General features: G+C 70.9%; 22 protein-coding genes and 5 pseudogenes. 11 read left to right on the top strand and 16 right to left on the bottom strand.

Going from position 1 to position 23240, the window contains the following annotated elements:
- Positions 1-364 precede the first annotated feature (364 nt).
- Positions 365-1012 (top strand): hypothetical protein, encoded by a 648-nt coding sequence (locus tag AVL59_RS54105; RefSeq protein ID WP_237281486.1) that lies wholly within the window; start codon positions 365-367, stop codon positions 1010-1012.
- A gap of 290 nt (positions 1013-1302) precedes the next feature.
- Here AVL59_RS54105 and AVL59_RS12145 read toward each other — a convergent pair whose 3' ends face one another.
- The 3 genes from AVL59_RS12145 to AVL59_RS12135 all read right to left on the bottom strand — a co-directional run bounded on the left by AVL59_RS12145 (position 1303) and on the right by AVL59_RS12135 (position 3724).
- A complete protein-coding gene (locus AVL59_RS12145; protein ID WP_067302695.1) occupies positions 1303-1950 on the bottom strand; it encodes a mycothiol-dependent nitroreductase Rv2466c family protein in 648 nt (215 codons plus the stop codon).
- 67 nt (positions 1951-2017) lie between these two features.
- Complete coding sequence (locus AVL59_RS12140; RefSeq protein ID WP_067302693.1) at positions 2018-2914, bottom strand: sigma-70 family RNA polymerase sigma factor; 897 nt, start codon at positions 2912-2914, stop codon at positions 2018-2020.
- 258 nt (positions 2915-3172) lie between these two features.
- A complete protein-coding gene (locus AVL59_RS12135; protein ID WP_067302691.1) occupies positions 3173-3724 on the bottom strand; it encodes a DUF1697 domain-containing protein in 552 nt (183 codons plus the stop codon).
- A 385-nt stretch (positions 3725-4109) separates the two neighbouring features.
- Here AVL59_RS12135 and AVL59_RS12130 point away from each other — a divergent pair, with 385 nt between their 5' ends.
- The gene (locus tag AVL59_RS12130) at positions 4110-6362 is read left to right on the top strand and encodes an MMPL family transporter (RefSeq protein WP_099053047.1); all 2253 of its coding nucleotides are present in this window, start codon (positions 4110-4112) and stop codon (positions 6360-6362) included.
- A 130-nt stretch (positions 6363-6492) separates the two neighbouring features.
- On the opposite strand, the gene mgt is transcribed toward AVL59_RS12130, so the two are convergent.
- Complete coding sequence (gene mgt, locus AVL59_RS12125) at positions 6493-7731, bottom strand: macrolide-inactivating glycosyltransferase (RefSeq protein WP_067302689.1); 1239 nt, start codon at positions 7729-7731, stop codon at positions 6493-6495.
- A 217-nt stretch (positions 7732-7948) separates the two neighbouring features.
- A pseudogene (locus AVL59_RS56320) lies at positions 7949-8067 on the bottom strand (TetR/AcrR family transcriptional regulator); the annotation flags it as partial.
- A 105-nt stretch (positions 8068-8172) separates the two neighbouring features.
- Between AVL59_RS56320 and AVL59_RS51245 the strand changes: the two are divergent.
- The 3 genes and pseudogenes from AVL59_RS51245 to AVL59_RS47885 form a co-directional block, all read left to right on the top strand.
- Positions 8173-8262 (top strand): annotated as a pseudogene (locus tag AVL59_RS51245) (epimerase); the annotation flags it as partial.
- A gap of 28 nt (positions 8263-8290) precedes the next feature.
- Positions 8291-8641 (top strand): antibiotic biosynthesis monooxygenase family protein, encoded by a 351-nt coding sequence (locus tag AVL59_RS12120; RefSeq protein ID WP_067302687.1) that lies wholly within the window; start codon positions 8291-8293, stop codon positions 8639-8641.
- 140 nt (positions 8642-8781) lie between these two features.
- Positions 8782-9044: pseudogene (locus AVL59_RS47885) on the top strand (VOC family protein).
- Here the strand turns inward: AVL59_RS47885 and AVL59_RS52070 are convergent.
- Positions 9019-9377 (bottom strand): annotated as a pseudogene (locus tag AVL59_RS52070) (transposase); the annotation flags it as partial. The pseudogenes AVL59_RS47885 and AVL59_RS52070 sit on opposite strands and share 26 nt — an antisense overlap.
- Here AVL59_RS52070 and AVL59_RS52065 point away from each other — a divergent pair.
- Together AVL59_RS52065 and AVL59_RS12105 are read left to right on the top strand one after the other, a co-directional pair.
- On the top strand, positions 9334-9630 hold the full coding sequence (locus AVL59_RS52065) for a hemerythrin domain-containing protein (RefSeq protein WP_159399898.1): 297 nt from the start codon (positions 9334-9336) through the stop codon (positions 9628-9630). The pseudogene AVL59_RS52070 and the gene AVL59_RS52065 sit on opposite strands and share 44 nt — an antisense overlap.
- 52 nt (positions 9631-9682) lie before the next feature.
- Positions 9683-10108, top strand: a complete 426-nt coding sequence (locus AVL59_RS12105) for a DUF4267 domain-containing protein (protein WP_067302679.1) — start codon at positions 9683-9685, stop codon at positions 10106-10108.
- Between the two features lie 751 nt (positions 10109-10859).
- Here the strand turns inward: AVL59_RS12105 and AVL59_RS12100 are convergent.
- Positions 10860-11153 (bottom strand): DUF1330 domain-containing protein, encoded by a 294-nt coding sequence (locus AVL59_RS12100; RefSeq protein WP_067302676.1) that lies wholly within the window; start codon positions 11151-11153, stop codon positions 10860-10862.
- A gap of 188 nt (positions 11154-11341) precedes the next feature.
- Here AVL59_RS12100 and AVL59_RS12095 point away from each other — a divergent pair, with 188 nt between their 5' ends.
- Positions 11342-12244, top strand: coding sequence for a LysR family transcriptional regulator (locus tag AVL59_RS12095; RefSeq protein ID WP_067302673.1), 903 nt, complete (start codon positions 11342-11344; stop codon positions 12242-12244).
- A gap of 302 nt (positions 12245-12546) precedes the next feature.
- On the opposite strand, the gene AVL59_RS12090 is transcribed toward AVL59_RS12095, so the two are convergent.
- The 6 genes and pseudogenes from AVL59_RS12090 to AVL59_RS12065 form a co-directional block, all read right to left on the bottom strand.
- Positions 12547-12807 (bottom strand): hypothetical protein, encoded by a 261-nt coding sequence (locus tag AVL59_RS12090; RefSeq protein ID WP_159399897.1) that lies wholly within the window; start codon positions 12805-12807, stop codon positions 12547-12549.
- 68 nt (positions 12808-12875) lie between these two features.
- On the bottom strand, positions 12876-13544 hold the full coding sequence (locus tag AVL59_RS54100; RefSeq protein WP_067302667.1) for a hypothetical protein: 669 nt from the start codon (positions 13542-13544) through the stop codon (positions 12876-12878).
- Between the two features lie 86 nt (positions 13545-13630).
- Positions 13631-13840 (bottom strand): annotated as a pseudogene (locus AVL59_RS54095) (site-specific integrase); the annotation flags it as partial.
- Positions 13841-14447: 607 nt separating this feature from the next.
- Entirely contained in the window at positions 14448-15728 is a 1281-nt protein-coding gene (locus tag AVL59_RS12075; RefSeq protein ID WP_067302661.1) for an ABC transporter substrate-binding protein, read from the bottom strand.
- A complete protein-coding gene (locus AVL59_RS12070) occupies positions 15728-16561 on the bottom strand; it encodes a carbohydrate ABC transporter permease (protein ID WP_067302658.1) in 834 nt (277 codons plus the stop codon). Before AVL59_RS12070 ends, AVL59_RS12075 begins: the two co-directional genes overlap by 1 nt.
- On the bottom strand, positions 16558-17490 hold the full coding sequence (locus AVL59_RS12065) for a carbohydrate ABC transporter permease (protein ID WP_099053046.1): 933 nt from the start codon (positions 17488-17490) through the stop codon (positions 16558-16560). Before AVL59_RS12065 ends, AVL59_RS12070 begins: the two co-directional genes overlap by 4 nt.
- Positions 17491-17647: 157 nt before the next feature.
- Between AVL59_RS12065 and AVL59_RS12060 the strand changes: the two genes are divergently transcribed.
- Positions 17648-18511 carry a phosphotransferase enzyme family protein gene (locus AVL59_RS12060; protein WP_067302654.1) on the top strand — a complete coding sequence of 288 codons (864 nt, stop codon included), beginning with the start codon at positions 17648-17650 and terminating at the stop codon, positions 18509-18511.
- Positions 18512-18610: 99 nt separating this feature from the next.
- On the opposite strand, the gene AVL59_RS12055 is transcribed toward AVL59_RS12060, so the two are convergent.
- Positions 18611-19519 carry a LysR family transcriptional regulator gene (locus tag AVL59_RS12055; protein ID WP_067302652.1) on the bottom strand — a complete coding sequence of 303 codons (909 nt, stop codon included), beginning with the start codon at positions 19517-19519 and terminating at the stop codon, positions 18611-18613.
- Between the two features lie 94 nt (positions 19520-19613).
- Between AVL59_RS12055 and AVL59_RS12050 the strand changes: the two genes are divergently transcribed.
- Entirely contained in the window at positions 19614-20609 is a 996-nt protein-coding gene (locus AVL59_RS12050) for a DMT family transporter (RefSeq protein ID WP_079146656.1), read from the top strand.
- On the top strand, positions 20579-21076 hold the full coding sequence (locus AVL59_RS12045) for a YbaK/EbsC family protein (RefSeq protein WP_067302650.1): 498 nt from the start codon (positions 20579-20581) through the stop codon (positions 21074-21076). Before AVL59_RS12050 ends, AVL59_RS12045 begins: the two co-directional genes overlap by 31 nt.
- A gap of 8 nt (positions 21077-21084) precedes the next feature.
- On the opposite strand, the gene AVL59_RS12040 is transcribed toward AVL59_RS12045, so the two are convergent.
- Positions 21085-21816 (bottom strand): 3'-5' exonuclease, encoded by a 732-nt coding sequence (locus AVL59_RS12040; RefSeq protein ID WP_067302648.1) that lies wholly within the window; start codon positions 21814-21816, stop codon positions 21085-21087.
- A gap of 102 nt (positions 21817-21918) precedes the next feature.
- Positions 21919-23160, bottom strand: a complete 1242-nt coding sequence (locus AVL59_RS12035) for an SAV2148 family HEPN domain-containing protein (protein WP_067317182.1) — start codon at positions 23158-23160, stop codon at positions 21919-21921.
- Positions 23161-23240 lie beyond the last annotated feature (80 nt).

The raw sequence follows: 23240 nt of genomic DNA, 5'->3' as shown, positions 1-23240 counted from the left end.
CGGCCGACGGCTCCGCGCAGTTCGCGGCCCGTGTGCGAGGTGGCGTACTTGACGAGGTCCCACGAGCGTTCGCCGGGCGCCACCGGGAACCGGTCCACCCGGTCGAAGCGGCCGTCCAGCGGGGGTATCCCGTAGGCGGGGACCTCCCAGGTCAGGCTGGGCGGGTGGAGGATCGCCCGCAGGTACCTGGAGACGATCATCCGTCCGCCCTCGCCGATGCGTTCCAGGCAGAGGTGGGTGCGCATGCCCGCGCCCGGGTTCTGCAGCCCCGCCCGCACCAGCTCGGAGAGGAAGCCTGCGTGGCTCCGAGGACGTAGAGCCGGTTCTTGACCCCGAGGCCCTGGAGTCCGGAGATGGTCTCCATGTGCCGGGCCACGTAGGTGTGCAGGTCGACGGCGTCGAAGGGCAGCAGGGGGAGCTTGCCGCCACCGGGGGCGCGGCGGGCCTGCTGACGTCGATGGGCTGCCAGACCACCTCCTCGGTCTTCGAACCGCTGCCGACGAACGGCGTGGTCTGGGCGGCCGCGTCCGCGTACGGCAGGACGTCGGCGCCCTTCGGCTCGCTCAGCCAGGCCTCCGCCTCGGGCTCCACCGGCGGTGCGGCCTGCTCGGGTTTCCCGGCCGAGCCGCTCACCTCGCGGGCCGTGTCCCGGCCCACGGACTCCTTGTGGTGGACCAGGATCCAGGCGGCCGCGTACCCGCCGAGAGGGCCGAAAATCGTCACCCATCCGAGCGAACCGTGTCCGTTGACCACCACCCGCACGCCCACCAGAACCGCCCACGGGCACGACCGCCGCGAGACAGGCCGGCCGGCGGTCCGGGGTCGCGCGCCGACGGCGGGCCGTGCGCGCGTGCCGGGCGAGGGCGGCGAAGTTGATGCCGAGGCTCGGTCCCAGGGCGTCCAGCCGGTCTCCGGTGAGTGCCCGGTCGACGTACAGGGCGAAGGCGTCGTCGAGATGCGCGGAGGCGCACAGGCGCCGCGTCACCGAGTCCTTCCGGTACCGCGGCGGTGACGGCAGCGGTCTGCCCGTCGTACTCATCCGTCCCCCTCCGGCCTGATGCGCCCGCTTCACCCTAGGGACAACCCGGCGGGTCTGTCGCGAAGTTCCGGTCACCGGGGCCGCCACGGTCCGGCGTTCCCCTGTGACGTCGGACCGCGGTCGGCTCTTGGTTCTGCGTCGGTTCCGTCACAGGTGTCACCAGCCGGGGACGGCCGTCGAACCGGAGGGACGTTTATCAGCCAATCTCTCTGTGTGACCGGGGACTTGACATGTGGGTGTTCCCAACCTCCTGCGACCGGGGCTCAGTCGAAGCGGAGCGCTCCGGTGCGGGTGCGCTTGAGTTCGAAGAAGTCGGGGTGGCGGGCCAGCACCCGGAAGCTGTCGAAGAGTTCCGCCGCCTCGGCACCGCGCGGGACCGCCCGCAGGACGGGACCGAACCACACGGTGCCGTCGACATGGATCGTGGGCGTGCCCACGTAACCGCCCGACTCCGGCTCGGCGCCCGCCTCGTGGCCGCGGCGCACCGCGTCGTCGTACGACGGGTCGTGGGCGGCGGCAGCCAGGTCGGCCGGGAGCCCGAGTTCGGCGAGGGACTCGGCGACCACCGCGTCGAAGTCCTTGATCCCCCGGTCGTGGATCCGGGTGCCGAACGCGGTGTACAGATCGCGCAGCACCGCATCGCCGCGCCGCTCGGCGGCGGCCACGGCGACCCGCACCGGACCGATCGAGCGGTCGACCAGGTCGCGGTACCAGTCGGGGAGTTCGTTGCCGATGTTGTGCAGGTACAGGCTCATGACATGGAAGCGGAGGTCGAGCGGGCGCTCGCGCTCGACCTCCAGCAGCCAGCGGGAGGTGATCCAGGCGAAGGGGCAGGCGGGGTCGAAGAAGAAGTCCACCCGGGTGGCGGGGACGGAGTCGGTCGTACGGACGTGATCGGCATGCGTCGTCATGGCAGTGACGCTAGTTGACCAATGGCGCTGAATCCCGGTCCAATCCCTTGCTGTTTCGTTGGTCCACTTATGGCTCGCGGGGGCTGGAGACCTCGATCCCGCGCAGGCCTTCGGGCTCGGCGACGACCTCGATCCCGGTGATCCGGGCGTCGTCGTCGAAAGTGAACGCCAGGACCAGGCGGATACGCCCGTAGGGCGCCATGACCAGGCCGATCCGGCCGTCCAGCAGGGCGAGTCCGGTGAACTCGGCGCGAGCCACGGCCGCCATGGCGCCCCGGGCGACGGCTTCGGCGCCCCGGACCGTGATCGGTTCGGGCGTGGGGACGACCCGGGCGTCGGCGTGCAGCACCACGTCCGGGGCGAGCAGGGCGAACAGGGCAGTGAAGTCGCCGCCCCGGGTCGCGGCCAGGAAGGCCTCGACGGCCCTTCGGCGGCGGGCGGCGGCGGCGGGTGCGGGGGTCCGGCCCCGGACCCGGCGGCGGGCCCGGCTGGCCAGCTGCCGGGTGGCGGCCGGGGTCTTCTCCAGCAGCGGGGCGATCTCGTCGAAGGGCACGGCGAACATGTCGTGCAGGACGAAGGCGACCCGCTCGGCGGGTGCCAGGGCGTCGAGGACGACGAGCAGGGCCACACCGACCTCGTCGGCCAGCAACGCCTCCCGGGCGGGGTCGCCGGCCGCGCCGCCGAGGGGCGCGGCCGGCTCGTGTGCGTCCAGGGGGTCCTCGCGCCGGTTCCGACGGTTCCGCAGCTGGTTCAGGCACACCCGGGTCACCACGGTGGTCAGCCAGCCGGTGAGGTTCTCGACCTCGCCGATGTCGGCCTGCTGGACGCGCAGCCAGGCGTCCTGCAGGGCGTCCTCGGCCTCGGCCGCCGAACCGAGCAGCCGGTACGCCACGGCCGTCAGATGCGGCCGGTCCGCCTCGAACCGTGCCGCGAGCCGTGCGCCGTCCGCTGTGACCCCGTCCACTGTGCCCCCGTCGCCGCTTCGCGCCCGCGTGCCGCGGGCCCCCGGGACAGCAAACGCCAACCCGGCCCGAAGATCAACTGTCCTGCCGCTCCGCGGAGTTCCCGGCGCCGCCGCTCGGCTCTCGAAGTCCCCGACGCCAGTTCGTTCAGCGGGCCAGACGCTCGCCGACGGTGCCACCGACCGCCCCCGCCCCGATGATGATGTAGCGCAGGGGGCAGAGCCTCGCACACCGTCCGGTGGTCTGGCCCGCAGCTCCTGTCACCCTTCCGGAGCGGTCAACTCCACCAGTTTGAGCACGGTGTTCCAGTTCCGGCTGGTGGCGATCACGCCCTTGGTGAGCCGCGGCCGGGCAAGCGCCTCGGCGAGCTTGGAGCGGCCGAGGCCCTGCGGGGCGTACAGGTACAGGCACCGGTCGCCGAGGCGGAACTCCTCGGGGAGGTGGGCCTCGGGGTCGATCTCCGCGAAACGCTCCGGGGTGACGGGCGCGGAGAAGTAGGTGACGTGCAGCTGCTTGGCTTCGAGGCCGGCGGCGGGGAACGGACAGTCCTCGGCCACCGCCTTCAGATAGGCGTGGTCACGCACGAGCACGTCGACCGGGAAGCCGAACCGCTCCTCGATCGCCCGCGACAGTTCGGCGGCCAGGGACTCCTCGTCGCCGCGGCCGGTGGTGAAGACGGCCTGGCCGCTCTGGAGATGGGTCCGTACGCCGTCGTGGCCGAGCCCGGCCATGAGCGTGCGCAGCTCGGCCATCGGGAGCTTCCTGCTGCCGCCGACGTTGATTCCGCGCAGCAGCGCCGCATAGGTCGTCATCCGGCCACCTTAGAACGGCCGTCGTGCCCCGTGGGGGCGGGCACGACGGCCGTACCCGAGCGCGCCGGGTTGCGCGAAACTCTGGCCGATCACAAGGGTGCGGATCAACTCCTACACGCAGCTGTGATTTGTTCAACAACCTTTCCTAATCACAAAGTGGATCTCTGTCGGCGGATCGGACATCCCATGTGCCGCCCCCTACGCCCATCCCCGAGAACCACCGATAGATGTAAGGGCCCGTCGTCCTCCCCCGAGGTGAGCCGGGGCCGCCGTACTTCACCGGGCAGTACGAGGAGACGTTCTTATCCGGCCCATACCGTCGAAACAAGCAAGCGAAGACGTGGCGGCAGGGGGCCGTCACCGCACACGAGGGGGAAAGCCCGTCATGGGGAACACGGACGTGCGCGTGCGGGGGCTGGCCGCCCGTGCCGGCGGCTGGAGCGCCCGGCACCGCTGGGCCGCCGTCGGCATATGGGTGCTGTTCGTCGTTCTCGCCATGGGACTCGGTTCGGCCGCGGGCCGGGTCAACGTGGACGAGAGCGACCAGCTCAAGGGCGAGACGCACACCGCGGCGCGGATCATCGACGACGCCGGCATCAAGGAACCGGCCGGGGAGACGATCCTCGTCCAGTCCAAGGACGGCGCCGTCAAGGCCACGGGCGGCGAGTTCCGCGCCGCCGTCGCCGACGTCGTCAAGGCTGTCCGGGGCACCGGCAGGGTCAGGGGCGTGACCTCGCCGTACGACAGCCACGCCATCTCCCGGGACGGCCGCAGCGCGCTGGTGCAGTTCGACATGCGCGGTGACGCGGACACCGCCTACGAGCGGGTCCAGCCGGTGGTGGACGCCGTCGCCGGGGCGCAGAAGGCCCATGGTTCGCTGCGGATCGAGGAGATCGGCGGCGCCAGCATGACCAAGCAGTACAAGGACGCCTTCGGGAACGACTTCCAGCAGGCCGAGTACTCGGCCGTGCCGGTGGCCCTCGGCATCCTGCTGATCGCCTTCGGCGCGCTGGTGGCCGCGCTGCTTCCGGTCGGTCTCGCGATCACCGCGATCATGGCGACGATGGGTCTGATGGGCCTCGTCAGCCATCTGCAGCCGATGAGCGACACCGCCAACTCCGTGATGCTGCTGGTCGGTATGGCGGTCGGCGTGGACTACTGCCTGTTCTACCTGCGCCGCGAGCGTGAGGAGCGGGACGCCGGGCGGGACGCGGGCACCGCGCTGCGGATCGCCGCCGCCACCAGCGGCCGCGCGATCATCGTCTCCGGTGTGACGGTGTGCGTGGCGATGGCGGGCATGCTGTTCACCGGTCTGGCCACCTTCGAGGCGATGGGTCTGGCCTCGATGATGGTGGTGGCCGTCGCCATGGTCGGTTCGGTGACGGTGCTGCCCGCGCTGCTGTCGCTGCTGGGCGAGCGGGTCGAGAAGGGACGGATCCCGTTCCTGGGCCGCCGCAAGCGCCGGCACGGCGCGGCCGAGGGGAGCCGGTTCTGGAGCGCCGTGCTGCGCGGCGTGCTGGCCAGGCCACTGGTCTCCGCGGCCGTGGCGGTCGGTGCGCTGCTGGCGGTGGCCGCGCCCGCGCTGGGCATGAAGACGCAGCAGCTCACGCTGGACCAGGAGTTCGGCAACTCGCTGCCCATGGTGCAGACCTACGACCGGCTGAACGAGGCGTTCCCGGGCGGCTCCGAGCCGGCCCAGGTGGTCGTCAAGGCCAAGGACATCAACGCGCCCGAGGTGCGCCGGGCGCTGGCCGACTTCCGTGCGCAGGCGGTCTCCTCGGGTGCCTCGCGCGGCCCGGTCGACATCAAGCTGCACGCGGCGCAGAACGTCGCCCTGATCTCCGTACCGCTGGTCGGCGGCTCCGACATGGACCGGGCCGTCAAGAGCCTGGACAAGCTGCGCGACGAGGTCCGGCCGGCCACCCTCGGCAAGGTCGCGGGCGTCGAGGCGCCGGTCTCCGGACAGGTCGCGGGCAGCCACGACTTCAACGACCAGTTGCTCGGCTCCGTCGTGCCGGTCTTCGTGTTCGTGGTCGTCTTCGCCTTCCTGCTGATGCTGCTGTCGTTCCGCTCGCTGACCGTGGCGATCACGTCGATCCTGCTCAACCTCCTCTCGGTGGGCGCCGCCTACGGCATCCTCGTCGCGGTCTTCCAGCACGGCTGGGGTGCCTCGCTGGTGGGCGCCGAGGGCGTCGGAGCGATCGTCACCTGGCTGCCGCTGTTCCTCTTCGTGATCCTGTTCGGTCTGTCCATGGACTACCACGTGTTCGTGGTCTCCCGGATCCGCGAGGCGCGGATGCGCGGCCGTACGACGCGGGACGCCATCCAGCACGGTGTGGTCACCACGGCCGGTGTCGTCACCAGCGCCGCCGTCATCATGGTCGCCGTGTTCGCGATCTTCGGCACGCTGTCCATGCAGTCCATGAAGCAGATGGGCGTGGGCCTGGCCGCCGCGGTCCTCATCGACGCCACGGTCATCCGCGGGGTGCTGCTGCCGGCGGTGATGGCGCTGCTCGGCGAGCGCAACTGGTACCTGCCGAAGTGGCTGCACCGGCTGCCCGACCTCACCCACGACGAGTCGCCGGAGCCGGCCGCACCGGCCCCCGTGCGCGGCGAGGGTGAGCGGCTGACCGTCTGACAGCGCCCGTTGACGTGAAGGCCCGTCGGTTCCCGGGAACCGACGGGCCTTCGCGTGTTCCGTGCGCGGTGGGAGCGTCCGGGCCGGGTCACCGGAACCGGCGGCCGCCGCCCAACCCGTTCCGCGTCATCTACGAGACACGTCCGGGCCCTGACTTGAAGTGGCGGCTCGCGGCCAGTTCCGCCTCGATCAGGTCCGCCGCCCGCGGGGTGCCGCCCTCCTCCGCCATCCCGGCCTGGATCCGCTTCAGCCGACCGGCCACTTCCGGATCGTCGGCCAGGGCGAGGGCCGCTTCGCGCAGGCGGTCGGCGGTGGCCTCCTCGGTCTTCAACTGCCGGGCGACACCGAGCGCCTGGAGCATGTCGGCGTTGCCGAACTGGTCGGCGGCCTGCGGTACGGCGATCATCGGCGTGGCCGTGGCCAGTCCCTCCTGGCTGCCGCCCGCACCGGCGTGCGTGACGAACAGGTCGGCCTGCCGCAGGACGGCCAACTGGGGCACCCAGCTGTGCACTTCGGCGTTGCCGGGAATCTCGCCCAGCTCGGCGGGATCGACATGCCCGCCGACCTGGAGGACCAGATGCCAGCCGGGCAGGTCCCCGAAAGCCCGCAGGCAGGCGCGGTAGAACGCGGGCTGCTTGGTGAAGGCCGAGCCGAGGGAGACCAGGACCACCTTCTCGGCGCCGGCCGGCCGCTGCCAGTCGCCCTGGTCGGCGCGGTCGCCCTGGCAGGAGCCGACGAAGGTGTGGACCTTCTCGTCGACCCGGTCGGCATGCGGCTGGAGCGCCTTCGGGATGAGGACCAGGGAGCGGGCGGGACGGCCCGCGAAGGGGTCCGGGTGCCGGGTGATCCCGTTCTCCGCCAGCCAGGTCTCGAAGCGGGCGTAGTAGGCCTGCCCGCGCTCGGTCTTCCTCGGCTCCGCCCACATGGGTTCGGCGACCTCCTCCTCGTAGCCCTCCCAGGCGACCAGGTTCGGCGAGAGGGAGACCGCCGGGACGCCCCAGCGGTGGGCGAGGACGCGGGCGGGGTAGGAGGCGATGTCGTGCAGGACGAGATCGGGCTCGTCACCGGCGTAGGCCTCGATCAGCTGGGGAAGCGCCTGGATCGCGTCGTCCAGGAAGGGCTCCACGTTGTCCAGCAGCGTGGTCCCCCAGTCCTCCGGATCGGCGTCGGGCCCGGGCAGGGTGGAGGTGTACGGCACGGGCCGGGCGCCGGTCGCGGCCACCTTCTCGGCGAAGGCGGGCGGGATCGCGTACGTGACCCGGTGGCCGCGGCCGACGAGTTCGCGGATCACCTCCAGACTGGGGTTCACATGGCCGTGGGCGGCGATGGAGAACATGGCTATATGGGCGGGTTCAACGTGATGGGTCATGCCCGAGAGGCTAGGCGAGACGATACGTCTCGTTCAATCCATTTACGGCGGCCCCGGTCACGGCAAAGACCCTGCACCTGCTCCGGGCCGTCGACCCGGTCGACGACACCCACCGCCGACAGATGAACGTGGCAGTCGTCCTGCCCGGGGCAGGGTCGCCAGCCCGTGCAGGGCCGCCCGGAACACCTCGGTGAACAGCGCCGCTTCGAACCAGCCCGCCCGCCGCCTTCGCAATCTGCCTGGTGGTCCTACGGCGAGCCCAATGTCCAGCATGAGGTCATGAGCCGCGTCGACGATGCGGACGCGAGCCGACTTCCGTTCCGTACGCGATTCCATGCGGGCTCCCATCACCCTTGACGCGAGGGTGAGTGTTCACTCACCCTAAGGGTGGCAGGGGTGAGTGAACACTCACCCACCGAGGGAACACCTGGAGGGCGCGCCATGCAGCTCACGGTTTTCGGTGCGACGGGCGGCATCGGGCAGGAGATCGTCAAGCAGGCCCTCGCGGCACTCCAGGTCGTCACCACCGTGTGACCGATAGCGAGAGGAAGTACCGAAGATGGCCAAGCTGCAGAGTCTCGACCCGCACACGCCGATGTTCGCGCAGTTCAAGGAGAAGACCGGGCCCATCGTCCTGGCCAACACCTTCCTCGTCCCGAAGGAGAGGACCGAAGCGTTCCTGACCCTCTTTCAGAGGCAGGCCGAGTTCATGAAGGCTCAGCCGGGATTCGTCTCCCTGCAGATGCACAAGGGAACGGCGGACAGCCGGCTTCTGATGAACGTCGCGGTCTGGGAGTCGACCGAGGCTCTCGCCACGGCGTTCGGCAGCCCGGAGTTCCAGCGCATGGCTGCCGAGTTCCCCGACGACATCGTGTCGTACCCGCACATCTTCGAGCAGATCGACGTATGACACGGCAGCTGTAGCCGGGGGAGGGCAGCCGGAGACGCCCTGCCCTCCCCCGGGCAGTCACCCATCCATGCACCATGCCGGGTCGCCAAGGCCACCGAGCACCCCACCGCGCGTAGCCCCGTCCCTGAAACGGAGTCCCTGTGACCGTGGAACTGAATCACACCATCGTCCCCGCCCGTGACCCGCAGGCCTCGGCGCGGTTCCTGGCCAAAATCCTCGGCCTGAGTGTCGATCCGCCGGTGGCGCACTTCACGCCGGTCACGCTGGCCAACCCGATCCCGCATGCCAAGAGATCGGGCAGATCTATCACAGCAAGCGCACCAAAGGCGGCAGGGGCATTTACTTCCACGACCCCGACGGACATCTCATGAACATCCTCACCCCGGGCGGCGCCGGGCCGTGAGGCCGATGGCGGCCCGGCGGACCATGGCTTCTAGGGCCCGTCTCCAATCTGTGCGGATCCAGATCTTCAGCGCGGCCAGGGTCACGGCCGCCTGGTAGAACTGGGCGGTCTTGCCATACCTGGTCGCGATCCCGCGCCACTGCTTGAGGCAGTTGAAGCACCGCTCGACCACGTTGCGCTGCTCGTAGCGCTCGCGGTCAAAAGCCGGTCGGCACCCGCCCACTCGGGAATGGTGTGCCCGATCCCGCGGGCACGCAGGTGCAAACGGATGGCACGGGCGCTGTAACCCTTGTCGCCCAGCACATGGTCCGGGCGGGTGCGCGGCCGGCCCGAACTGCTGTGGCCGCCGCTCCTGTCCCGGGTCGATCCGGAGGCGGACATCGTCCTGCGGACGCAGGCCCAGCACGAGTGCGTTGAGGTCACGCTGACCAGGCTGGACGCCGCAGTCCCGGCGTGGTCGGCCACCGCCGGAGCCGACGAGCGCGCCACGCTCCCGTCCGCCCTCCCCGCGCCGGTACGCGACATCTGGCACGTCATCGGCCGCCCTCGCCACGCCCGCCACATCAGCCGCGTCCGCGCCGCCTGACCAGGCCCCATACGACTCACCAGGCTCACCAAGGCTCACAAGGAGAAGAACGATGTCGCTGAAGAAGATCAACACCATCCTGGCCGCCGCCTTCATCCTCTTCATCCTCTGGTTCGGGGGGGAGTTCATCCTGAGCCCGGAGACGACGGCGCCGGGCTTCGGCCTGCCGAGCTGGCCGTCCGGCGACGGCGGCGGCTTCCTGATCATCAAGGGAATCCGCGACGTCGTCTTGGCCCTGGTCCTGGGCATCCTGCTGGTGACGGGCCACCGCCGGGCGCTGGGCTGGGTGCTGCTGGTGGAGGCCCTCGCCGCGTACGGCGACATGACCACCGTGCTGGCCCACCACGGCTCCGTGGCCACCGCGCTCGGCGTCCACGGCCTGACCGCGACGCTGATGGTGGCCAACGGCCTGCTGATGATGCGCGAGACCCGTAAGGTCGCGGCCGCTCCGGCGACGCCCGCCCCGCAGCCCGCCTGATCCCATCGGTCCAAGGTGGCCCGGACCCCGGCCGGGCCACCTTGGCGCGTGCCCGCTGGATCATCACCGTCTCGCCGCTGCTGGAGTCCGGGCGAGGCGACAGAGGGATGTCGCCCGGCGTTCTTGCCGGTCTTGATCGTGATCTTCTTGGCGATCTCGGGCACGCGGACGCCCTTGTCCTTGAGCGCCTGCGCGAACGTCAGCATGTCTTCGTCGATGACCTTGGGGCGTCCGCCGTGGGCCTTCGCGGTAGATCTGTGGCATGACCACCTGATCCCCGAAGCAGGGCGGCCGGCTCCAGTGCGCCATCCTGGCGCAGCCAGGCGCGCCCCTGGGCTACTTCAACAACAGAAGAACCGCAGATCGAAACCCCTCGAAAGAGGTCTTGACCTGCGGTTCTTCAAACTGTGTATCAGTACTCTGAGTAGCCCCGACGGGGCACACGGCAGATGGATGCAGGATGCGCCCCTGGTCATAAAAGCCTTGTGTTCGCTGGACCGATCTGTCGTGTGAGAAGCGGTTCGCGGTTCGCTTCGGGCGAGGGTGAGTTTCGTGGACGAGGTCAGCGAGACAGTCCAGCTGGCCCGGACGTAGCGTCGCTTCTTCGATCCGCCCGACAGGGATCAGGCCGTCGAGGACGTCGACGACGAACTGGGACGCGGGGCATGGCTTCGAACTCGTCTCGTGAGTCGTCGTTCAGCACCGTGTGCGTATCAGGTGACGGATGCTCAGCGATGGCTGGGCCCGCCGGTCAGTCGATGCCTTCGATGATGCGGAAGTCGCGCTCGACGCCGTCGGGGAGGGCCACCAGCGCCTTCTGGTATGCCTCGCTCTCGTATGCCGCGACGGCCTGTTCAAAGCTGTCGAACTCGATCAGAACGACGCGTTGCGTGATTCCGGCCTCGTGGGCGACGACTCGACCGTCACGGGACAGAAGGCGCCCGCCCCCAGCCTGGACAGCCGGACGGGCCAGCTTGTTGTAGGCAGTCAGCCTCTCAGGGTCGGAAATGGCGGGGTAGACACTGACCCAGTAGCCCTTAACCATGGAAACCTCCTGTGTTCGGCCGGACACGTCCGACTTCGAATTGACACTCAGATCGATCGATCCCGGCGACGGGTACTGCGGTCAGTTGAATCGTCATATGCGCAGGTTAGGGCTTGATGTGCGGTCGAGGGAAAGACCGGTACGGGATAGGCTCAGAACGGATCGTTATCAATCGGCAGGGAGGGCACGTGGCGCCGGATACGGTGAGCCTGCGGTACTTCCTGGTGCTGGCGCAGGAGTTGAACTTCACCCGCGCGGCCGCACGGATCGGTATCGCACAGCCCGCACTCAGCGCCCGGATGCGCCGATTGGAGGCGGAACTCGGTACGGCCCTGCTGGTCCGCAACACGCGTAGCGTCGTATTGACCACGGCCGGTGCGGCTTTGGCGGAGTCCGCGCCGCCCGCGCTGGCGGCGCTGGACCGGGCATGGGACACCGCCCGGAGCGCGGCGGCCGGTGAACTGGGCACGCTGCGCATCGGATACAGCCTCAGCGCCGGGGCCGAGACGGCACCGGCCCTGGTGGACAGGTTGATTCGCGGCAACAGCGGACTCGAGGTCGGCGCGGTCCCGATGGCGACACCGGAGATCTCCCCCGCGGTCGCCGACGGCCGCATCGATGCCGGGATCACCCGCGGTGAACAGCCGGGCCGTGGCGTGCGCCGGTTCCTGCTGCGGCGTGTGCGCATCGGGGTCCAGCTGGCGCAGCACCATCCGCTGGCCGAACACCCGGAGATCGAGATCGCCGACGCGGCCGCGTATCCGCTGCGACTCCCGGACCGTGCGGCCAACCCCGTGATCCACGATCAGCTGTCCGCACTGTTCCGAGACACCCGGCCACACCCCCGATTCCACACGCCCGCAGTCTCTTTCGACATGTCTCAGCGCGACCTGCGCGACGGGGTCACCCTCGCCCCGGCCGGAGAAGCCGCGGTCACGGCATCACCGGCCGGTCTCACCTGGCGACCGCTGCGGGGCGCGCCCAGCCTGACGATCCACCTGGTCCTCCCACGCGAGCAGTCACCACTGCACCGCCGCATCCGTGCCGTCGCCAAAACCCTGGCGCACGAGCTGCACTGGCTGCCGGACTGACGCGCAAGAGGTCAAGCGAGACGGACGTCTGCGGTAGCGAGGCCGAAGACCTTGCGCCCGGCGGACTTCGCGGTGATGACGACGACGGCGGTCTTGCCGAATGTCCGACACGACCTCGCTACGCCGGCGGATCAGCATCCGATGATGGCCCCGGGTCCGGTCCGAGTCGTACACCGCGGCGACGTCCTCGCCCAGCCCGAGATCTCGGCGGATACCGCGCCTTCGCCGACGCCGAACCGGACAAGCACGGGTAACCGGCGGGAACGCCCGCCGTCAACGGCGTCCATGACGTCGGTCAATGCTTAACGCCAACCACTGTTCCATTGCTCCCCGAAGCCGGATCCCGACTCGGAGGCGTCTGTCATCGGCTCGTCGTTGTTCTGTTCGTCCAGGGCCGCGAAGGCGTCAATCGCCCGAGCGATCGCCTCGTCGAACTCGGCCTGGCGTGCGGCGGCCGCCTGCACATCGATCCCGGTTCGTACATCCTCGTCAGGTCTGCGGGTCGGTGCGTCCAGCCGCAGCTCCGTCGGGAACGGCGGCAGGCCAGCCAGCAGAGTCGCCAAGCCCGGGTCCTCCAAAGCGGCGAGGGACCAACTCCGTCGTCTTGCCGAGAATCCGCCGCAGCTCGATCTCAATGACCTCCAGGTCGATCCAAGCCGACGGGCTTGAGCATCTTCGAGACCTTGGCGCTGAACATCAGGAAGGTCTCCAACGGGATCCAGACCAGCGGGTCCGGCGGCGTTTGCCCTGCCCGCGTTCGGATCTCCAGGAGCGCGACCTGCGCGTATCGGATGTCTCGTGCCAGCCAGGTCAGGTATACCCGCTGAGCCCACTGGTCCCAGATCAACTTCTCAGTCACAGCGACCAACCTCCACGCGCTCGGTGCTCGACGGCATTCGATGGTGTGCCTGGTGGCATGGGGATGGACATGTGGGAAGGACGGCACAAAGCGGTCCCGGATCCGCTGCGCGGTCCGGCGCAGAACGGTTGCCCAGTCGACGAACGGCTTCCCGCCGGCCTGCACCGCCAGCAGGGCGCTGCCCCCGCCAGGGGCCACCAGCCGCAACCGCTCGGCCGGCGTGAGGGAGTGCCAGCGGCGGCGCGTTCCGTTGATCAGCGCGCCGTCGTGAGTCGGAGCCTCGACGAACAGCGGATCACGAGGCCGCCACCACGAACCCTCCGCTGCCGCGGCCCGCTCCCAGCCGATGTAGTCGTGGACCCGGGCCAGATCGTCGTAGTCGATCCACGTGGAGCGGCCCTTTCTGCCCTTCGCCGTCGGCGGGGCGAGCACCAGCGGCACCGGAACGACTGTGCGGCGGCGCGGCACCCCTCAGCCGCCGCCCACTGGTAGAAGGACGAGAGCGTCTTGACCGCCAGATTCCAGCTCGCCGGACTCAGCCGCACCTCCAGCGGCCCGGACAGCCGGTACTCGGCGTACAGCGACAACGCATCCCGAAGCCGCTGCCGATCAGCGAAGACCGGGATCCGGCGGGCGCCGAGGAACTCCGCCCAGTCCTTGAGCGCCTGGGCGTACGTCCGCCACGACTTCGGCGACGGCGCCCCGCTGACCGGTAACTCCCGGAGCCACAGGTTCATCACCACCGTCGCCCGAGGCCCCGCAGCGTCCTCGAAGCAGAGGTCCTCGTCGACGAGGACTGGCATGGCCTCCCGGATGACGGGCCGCTCGTACAGGCCCCACTCTTCCCACCTGGCGGAACTGAAGTAGTGCAGGATCACGGAACGAACCTGGAGTGAGACACGAGACAGAGCAGGAGATAACACTCGCACGAGCGAAGGAACTTCACTCCTACGAGACACGCTCAAACCGCAGAGCTAACGCCCGTTGTTCGACGCTCACCCAGGAACTCCAGTCCCAGCTCGACGCCCTCGCCAGGCACGGCATCCCGCCCGACAAGGTGTTCTCAGACCCTCGAAGGGCTCGACGCGGCAGCCCGCAAGGGCAAGCATGGCGGCCGGCCACCCGTCATCACCGACGGCATGCTGCACACCGTGCTCCGACGCCGGGCGAACGGCGAGTCGGTCGAGCGGATCCAGCCCGACCTGATCATCCCCACCGGCAAACGCAAGGGCCAGGCCCCCAGCGTCGCGAGCATCTACCGCGCGCTCGCCGAACACGAGAAGAAGGAGGCGTACCCCGAGGCCGTCGCGGCGGCCCGCGCCGACTTCGCCGGCCTCCAGGAGGTCAGCGCTGGTAGCGGGCGAGCACGAGGTTGCCGTCCCGTTCCAGGCGTCCGCGCAGGCCGGCCAGGCCGATCGAACCGCTGTAGTACTCCTGGAAGGCCGGCGTGGCCACCTTGTCCTTCCACTCCGGATAGCCGCGCACGGACTGGGCGGGCGCGGGCCGCAGGCGGGACGCCAGGGCGGTACCGGTGTCCCAGCCGTACTTCGCGGTGTGCAGGGCGGGGTCCTTCAGGGCCCGGGTGCCGGTGGGCAGCATCCAGTCGCCGAGGGCCAGGCGGACCATGTTCCTCGGCCGCAGCAGGAAGTCGATGAACTCGGCCGCCTCCTTCTTGTGCGGGCAGTCCGCGGCGATGGACAGGGTCTGCGGGCTGACACCCTGGGTGAGCCCGTCGGCGCCCGCGGGGGCGGGAAGCACCTCCCAGTCGAAGCCCTTCGGGGCCTGCTGCACGATCTGCTGCCGGTAGGAGAAGCCCAGCGGCACCATCGCGTACCGGCCGCCGAAGAAGCCGGGGAGGGTGTCCGAGCCGCCGCTGCCCAGTGTCGAGGCCGGGGCACTGTGGTCGATGGCCACCTGGTCGTGGACGGTGCGGGGTACGACCGCGTCCCCGGCCTCGAAGCGGACGGTCACCTTGCCGCCGTCGCCGCGGTGGAAGAGCTGCCCGCCCGCCGACAGGGCGAGATTGAGCGTGGCGGAGACGGGTTCCTTCAGCGGCCAGGCCACGCCGTACTTGCCGTCGCCGCTGAGCCGCTTGGTGATCCTGCGGAACTCCGCCCAGCTCCAGGGGCGTTCGGGAGCCGGTATGCGGACCCCCGCGTCGCGCAGCCAGGTCGCGTTCGCGATCAGCACCCGGGGCTCCTGGAGGAAGGGCACGCCGTAGATCCCGTCCCCGAAGGCCGTCGTCTCCCAACTGTGCTGCGGGATGTCGGACTTGAGCCGGGCCGGAAGCAGGCCGGTGAGGTCCGCGAGGTAGCCGCCGTAGGCGAAGTCGGCGAGGTCGTCGGAGGCGTCGTGGATGACGTCCGGGGCCTCGCCGCCCTCGAAGGAGGTGAGCAGCTGGTCGTGGACGCCGTCCCAGCCGCCCTGGACGTACTCGACCTTGACGTCCGGGTGGGTCGCGTTCCACTCCTTCACCAGCGCCTTGTTGGCGGCGACGGACTCCTGCTGCCAGGCCAGGGACTGGAAGCGCAGGGTGATCGGGCCGCCTCGGCCGCCCCCTCCCGACGAGCAGCCCGCGAGGAGCAGCAGGAGTACGCCGAGCGCCGTGGCGAGTCCGGTCCGCATCAGCTCTTCACCGCCCCGGCGAGCAGGCCGCCCGTGATCCGGCGCTGGATCAGGGCGAACACGAGCAGGGAGGGCAGCGTGGCGAGGGACGCGGCCGCGGCCAGCGGGCCGAGGTCGGCGACGCCCTCCGCGCCGATGAAGTGGGTGAGGACGACCGGGAGAGTCTGCTTGTCCGGGCTCTTCAGCAGCACCAGCGCGAAGAAGAACTCGTTCCACGCGGTGACGAACGCGAACAGCGCCGTCGCCGCGATCCCCGGCGCGAGCAGCGGCGCGGTCACCGACACCAGGGTCCGCAGCCGCCCGGCCCCGTCGACGGCCGCCGCCTCCTCCAGTTCGCCGGGCACGGCCCGTACGTACCCGACGAGCATCCACAGCGCGAACGGCAGCGTCCACACCGCGTACACCATGCCCAGCCCGGCCAGGGAGTCGATCAGCCTGAGGTGCTTCAGCACCAGGAACAGCGGGATGATCACCAGCACGAACGGGAACGCCTGGCTGACCACCACCCATCCGGTCGCCGCCCGGGACAGCGGGGAGCGGTGCCGGGCCATGACGTACGCCATCGGTGTGGCGAGCACTACGGCGATGACGGCGGCCCCGAGTGCCACGAGCAGGGAGTTGAGGGCGGCGTGCAGCAGCGGCTGCTGGTCGAAGGCCTGCCGGAAGTTGCCCAGGGTGGGGTGGCGCGGGATCCAGGCGGGATGGAGACTGCCCAGCTCGCGGGGGGACTTGAACGCGGTGGACAGCAACCACAGGAACGGGAAGGCCAGAAAGGCGAGGTAGGCGAGCAGGGCGGCGTACTGGCCGGCGCGGGCCGCGGGCCGGGTCCTCATGCGTCCTCACCGCCCCGCAGCCGGCCGGCCAGGAACACCGCGAGCAGGATCGAGACCACCGCGACCAGCACGCATCCCATCGCCGCCGCGTAGCCGAACTGCCCGTAGCGGAAGGCCTCCTCGTAGGCGAACAGCATGGGCAGCCGGGTCTTCCCGCCCGGCCCGCCGCTCGTCAGCACGTACACCAGGGCGAAGGAGTTGACGTTCCAGATCAGATTGAGGGCGGTGACGGCCAGGGCCACCGGTCTGAGGGCGGGCCAGGTGACCGTGCGAAAGCGGCGCCAGGCGCCGGCGCCGTCCACGGACGCGGCCTCGTGCAGTTCGCGCGGGGTGTTCTGCAGCCCGGCGAGCAGGGCGACCGTGGTCTGCGGCATGCCCGCCCAGACTCCGACGACGATGACGGCGGGCAGCGCGGTGGCCAGGCCGCTCAGCCAGTCCCGGCCGTGGCCGAGGCCCAGGTCGCGCAGGGTCTCGTTGAGGACGCCCGCGTCCGGGTTGTAGACCAGCCGCCACATGATGGCGACGACGACCTCGGGCATGGCCCAGGGGACGATCGCGAGGGCGCGGGCGAGCGGGCGCAGCCGTAACTCCTGGTCGAGCAGGAGGGCGAGGCCGAGGGCCAGCAGGAACTGGGGCACGGTCACACCGACCGCCCACACCAGCCCGATCCGGAACGACTCCCAGAACAGCGTGTCGTGCCACAGGTCCCGGAAGTTGAGAGCGCCGATCCACCGGGTGCCCGCGGTCCGGCCGGACTGGGCGTCGGTGAACGCCAGCAGGATGCCGTACAGCAGCGGGCCCACGCTCAGCACGAGGATCGGGATCAGGGCGGGCAGGACCAGGAACCAGGCGCCGCGACCGGCCGCACCTCCCGCCCCGCCACCGGCGGCACGTCCGGCCGGTCGGCTCGCTTCGGCCACCGATGTCACGGCATCAGCCCCTTTGCCAGATCCGGTTGGCGTGTTCATGGTCGTAAAGGCACGGAACCTCGTCAAGGGACCGCGCATACGGTCCGACCTGTGCGAATGCGAGACTGGCCGCAGACCGGACACATACGGCACGGGACGAACGGCACGGAGGCGGACGATGGACGAGGCACGGGCGCGGGACGTACTGGCCGCGGCGCGGGTGCTGCCGGGCCGGGCACGGGACGCGCGGCTCCTCGCCCTCGGTGAGAACGCGGTGTTCGCCGCCGGCGACCTGGTGGTCAAGGTGGGCCGCGATGCCGAACTGCTGGAACGGGCCCGGCGCGAGCTGGACATCGCGGGCTGGCTGGCCGAGGCGGACGTGCCCGCGGTGCGGGCGGCCGAGCCGAAACCTCTGCTGGTCGAGGGGCATCCGGTGACCGTGTGGCACCGGATGCCCGACCCGGTACGACCGGCCGAACCCCGCGATCTGGCGCGGCTGCTGCGGATCGTGCACGCACTCCCCTCTCCCTCCTTCGCCCTCCCGCCCCGCGAACTGCTCGGTGGTGTGGAGCGCTGGCTGCGGCTCGCGGGCGAGGCGATCGATCCGGCGGACGCGGCGTATCTGCGCGAGCGCCGGGACGGTTTCGCGTCGGCCGCGGCCGCGCTGACGCCGCGTCTGACGCCGGGGCCGATCCACGGCGACGCGCTGCCCCGCAATGTGCACGTCGGTCCGGACGGTCCGGTCCTGGTCGACCTGGAGACCTTCTCCGCCGATCTGCGCGAGCACGACCTGGTGGTCATGGCCCTCTCCCGCGACCGCTACGGCCTGCCCGCCGAGGCGTACGACTCCTTCACCGAGGCCTACGGATGGGACGTGCGGGAGTGGGAGGGCTGCGGGGTGCTCCGCGGGGCTCGCGAGACGGCCAGCTGTGCGTGGGTGGCCCAGCATGCGGCGAGCAACCCGAAGGCGTTGGCCGAGTTCCGCCGCCGGGTGGCTTCTTTGCGGGACGGGGACGAGACGGTGCGGTGGTATCCGTTCTGAGCACCTTGAAGGGGGTGCACCGCCTTCTGGCGACCGCGGGTCAGGGGTGGCCGTCGCGCCCACCCGGCGGAGCCGCCCGTCGATACAGCCCCGCGCCCTTCAGGAAGTGACCTCGCCCTGGATTGTCCGTGCCGCCCGCCTCAGTTCCGTCAGGACCGTGCGGACCGCCTTTCTCGCCGTGCGCTCGGGGCGGCACAGGACGTCGATGTGCCGAGTGGCCCGGACGCCGCTGAGCGGCCGCAGGACCAGCGCCGGATGCGGGCGCATGGTGAAGCGCGGCATCAGCGCGATCCCGCCTCCGGCGGCGACGGCCTCGGCGACCACCGCGAACTCGTTGATGCGGTGGGCCAGACGGAGCCGCCGGCCGGCCGCCGCGGCGATGGCCTCGATCGTGGCCATCACCGGGAACCCGTCGTGCACGGTGATCCACGGCTCGTCGGCCACGTCGCGCGGCGTCACCCGGCGTTTGGCGGCGAGCGGGTGCCCGGCCGGCATCGCCACGTCGAGCGGCTCGTGCAGCAAGGTGGTCACGGCGACCGTGCGCGGCCAGGGCGGGGCGTGGTCCAGGCGGTGGGCGAGGACGAGGTCGTAGGCACGGGTCAGCCTCGGGAAGTCCTCCTGCGGTACGTCCTCGTCGGCGAGCGCCACCTCCGGCGCGCCCGATCCGGCCAGGCCACGCAGCAGCAGCGGGAAGAAGGCCGCGCCCGCGCTGTGGAACGCCGCCACCGACACCTCGCCGTCCGGCCTGCCGACGAACTCCTCGACCGCGTGCCGGGCCCGTGCAAGCGCCGACTCCACCTCGACGGCCGCGTCCGCCAGCGCCTGCCCGGCGTCGGTGAGCACCAGGCGCCGCCCGTGCCGTTCGGTGAGCGGCACGGGGATCGAGCGCTGCAGCAGCCGCAGCTGCTGGGAGATGGCCGACGGCGTCACCAGCAGCGCCTCGGCGACCGCGGTGACGCTGCCCAGCTCGCCCAGCTCCCGCAGGATCCTCAGCTGCCGTTCGTCCATCCCGTCAGTGTAGGGCGATGATGTAGGCCTCCTAAAAGATCGTTTAAGAAACTGGTTCTGGGCTTCAGATACCCGCACGGTGCACCGTGGGCGGGTGACCGACGCCCGCCGTACCGACGCGGTACTCCTCCTTGTCGCGCTCGTCTGGGGTTCCAGCTATCTCTCCGCCCAGACGGCCGTGGCCGCCCTGCCCGTCCTCCTCGTCCTGTTCGCGCGCTACGCCCTTGCCGCACTCCCCTGCCTCGCCCTTGTCGCCGCCCGGGGCGGACCGCGCGGGTGGACCCGCGACGAGGTCCGCGCGGGGCTGCCGCTCGGGGTCACCCAGGCCGCGGTCCTGGTCGTGGAGACCTACGGCGTCGCCCACACCACGGCCGCCAACGCGGGTCTGATCATCAGCCTCACCATCGTCCTCACCCCGCTCCTCGACCGCACCGGCCGCCGGGGCGCTCCGCCTCCCGCCTTCTTCGCCGCGGCCGGGGTGTGTGTCCTGGCCGTCGGTCTGCTCATGTCCGAGGGCGGCTTCCACACGCCCCGCCTCGGGGACCTGCTGATGCTCGCCGCGGCCTGCGTCCGGGCGGTGCACGTGGCCCTCGTCGGCCGGCTCACCGCGGGGAGGGCGATCCGCCCGCTGCACCTGACGGCGGTGCAGACCCTGGTCGGCACGGGGCTCTTCCTCGCACCCGCGGCCCGCGGTCTTCCGGCTCTGGCCCGGGCCGACGCGGCGACCTGGGGACAGCTGGCCTATCTCGCCCTCTTCTGCAGCGTGTTCGCCTTCCTCGTCCAGACCTGGGCGGTGCAGCGCACCTCCGCCAGCCGGGCCAGCCTGCTGCTCGGCACCGAACCCGTCTGGGCCGCGGCGGTGGGCATCGCCCTCGGCGGCGAACGCCTCACCCCGCTCACCGCCCTGGGCGCGGCCCTGATGGTCGCCGGCACGTACTGGGGCCAGGCCGTGGAACGCGCCCACCGGACCGCACCGACCGCCCTCGCCCCCAGGGCCACCGATGCCGCCAGGGCCTTCGCGCCCGCCACGGCCCCCGAGAGGAACGGAGAAGACCCCTCATGCCGGACCACGGCACTTACCAGCACCTGATCTCCCTGCTCGACGCCTCCCGCGTCGACTACCGCCTCATCGACCACGCACCCGAGGGCGCCACCGAGACCGTCAGCGCACTGCGCGGCCATCCGGTGGGCCAGGCCGCGAAGTGCATCGTGCTGCGGGTCAAGGTCGACCGCCACAGCACGCGCCATGTTCTCGCGGTCGTCCCGGGGGACCGACGGGTGGATCTGGACGCCGTGCGGGCGCTGTTCGACGCCCGCTACGTCGGTTTCAGCGACGCCGGGACCGCGGAGCGGCTCGCCCGCTCGGTGCCCGGCACCGTGCTGCCGTTCAGCTTCGATCCGGAGCTCGAACTCGTCGCCGACCCGGACGTCGTCGCTCAGCCGCGGCTGTACTTCAATGCCGCCCGTCTCGATCGCTCGCTGTGCCTGACCGGCACCGACTACGCGAGACTCGCCGGCCCACGGGTGGCCCGCATCGCGAGCCCCGCGCCGGCCTGACGCTCGGCTCAGACCCTTTCGTCAGCCAGGTCCGCCGGCTCGCGCAGCGGCCACGTGCCGTCGACCACCGCGGTCGCGTCCCCCTTGCGGCGCAGGAACGCCTGGAAGTCCGCAGCCCACTGCGCATACCACTGGATCTGGCTGCGGTGCAGCTCCGCCGGGCCCAGGGAGGCGATCTTGGGGTGGCGGTCGGCTATCGCGGAGGCGAGGCGGGCCGCGGCGAGGGCGTCGGCCGAGGCGTCGTGAGCCGCGCCGAGGACTATGCCGTATTCGGCGCAGACCGCCTCCAGATTCCGCTTGCCGCGGCGGTAGCGGTCGACCCAGCGGTCGATGGTGTACGGGTCGACGACCGGCGCCGGGTCGAGGCCGCCGAGGCGGTCGGAGAGGGACGGCAGGCCGTACCGGCGCAGTTCGGCGGAGAGCAGGGTGAGGTCGAAGGCCGCGTTGTAGGCCACGACCGGCACTCCCGTCCTCCAGTAGGAGACCAGGACCTCCGCGATGGCGTCGGCCACCTCGTCGGCCGGGCGGCCCTCGGCCGCCGCGCGTTCGTTGCTGATGCCGTGCACCGCCACCGCGTCGGCCGGGATCTCCACGCCCGGATCCGCCAGCCATTCCCGGCGCCCCATGGGCTCACCGGCCCTGACCTCGATCACCGCGCCGGTGACGATGCGAGCCTCGCGCGGATCGGTCCCGGTCGTCTCCAGGTCGAAGCCGATCAGCAGCTCCCGGTGCCAGCCCATGGGCGGCCCCCCTTCTTGGTGGTGCTTTCCCCCAGTGGCTTCCACCATCGCACGCGGCACTGACAATCCGAGGACCGCGCTCCGCTTGCGGCGGCGGACGGTTCAGGACACCGGGCGCGAATCCGCCCAGGCCAGCTCGAATTCCTCACGGTATGTCGGGAAGAGTCCGGCTTCGACCGCGTCATCCGACTTGACCAGCCGACTGCCGCTGCGCAGCACCAGCACCGGCGACTCCATCCCGCGCGCCCCGCGCAGATAGGACTGCACCACGGCGACGCCGTCGGCGCCGTCGCCGTCCACGAGGTAGGCGGTGAAGCGGGGCGTCTCGTCGTAGACCTGGATCTCGAAGGCTCCGGGGTCGCGCAACCGGGACCGCACACGGCGCATGTGCAGGATGTTCATCTCGACCGCGCGGCTCAGTTCGCCCCGTTTCATCCCGAGTTCGCGCTCGCGGCGCTTCACCGCGCTGGAGGCCGGGTTCAGGAAGAGCAGCCGCACCCGGCAGCCGGACTCGGCGAGGCGGACCATGCGCCGGCCGGAGAAGTTCTGCACCAGCAGGTTGAGACCGATGCCGATGGCGTCGAGACGGCGGGCGCCGCCGAAGATGTCCTCGGCCGGGAACTGGCGCATGAGCCGCACCCGGTCGGGGTGGACGGCGACGACGTCCGCGTACCGGTCGCCGACCAGGTCCTCGACCGCGTCGACGGGCAGCCGGCGCGCGGAGGGGACGTCGCCGCCCGCGCCGAGCATCTCCAGCAGCCGGGCCGAGGCCCGCTCGGCCTGGTTCAGGACGGCCTCGGACAGGGCCCGGTTGCGGGAGACGACGTTGCGGGTCACCTCCAGCTCGTCGAGCGCGAGTTCGAGGTCGCGGCGCTCGTCGAAGTACGGTTCGAAGCACGGCCAGTGCTGCACCATCAGCTCCCGCAACTGCGGGAGGGTGAGAAAGCTGAGCACGTTGTCGTCGTTCGGGTCGAGCAGATAGCCCTTGCGGCGGCTGACTTCGCGTACGGCGACCGCGCGCTGCACCCATTCCTGTCCGGCGGGTCCGGCCGCGGCCACCACCCATTCGTCGCCGTTGACGGGTTCGTAGATGGGGCGCAGCACGGCGGCGACGACCGCGCGCAGCCGCTGTTCGACGAGGTTGAGCCAGATGTAGGCCCGGCCCGCCCGCTGGGCGCGGGTGCGCACCTCGAGCCAGGCGTCGGCATCCCAGTCCAGTTCCGGCCCGATGGACCCCGCCGCGTCCATCGGGCGGGCCAGGGACACCGCGCCGGGCGGGACGTCTGCGGAGTTCCCCTCGTGACCCTCGTCACCAGGGGGCAGCTCCAGCCCTCCCGAGCCCACCCGTGCACCGCCTTCCGCCACCCCGGGCCTTCCCCGTCTCAACGATCAAGGAAGGGTACTCCGGGAGCGGTCGGCGATGC

Source organism: Streptomyces griseochromogenes (assembly GCF_001542625.1).
Taxonomy (GTDB): domain Bacteria; phylum Actinomycetota; class Actinomycetes; order Streptomycetales; family Streptomycetaceae; genus Streptomyces; species Streptomyces griseochromogenes.
This window is presented reverse-complemented; position numbering and strand designations above follow the sequence as displayed.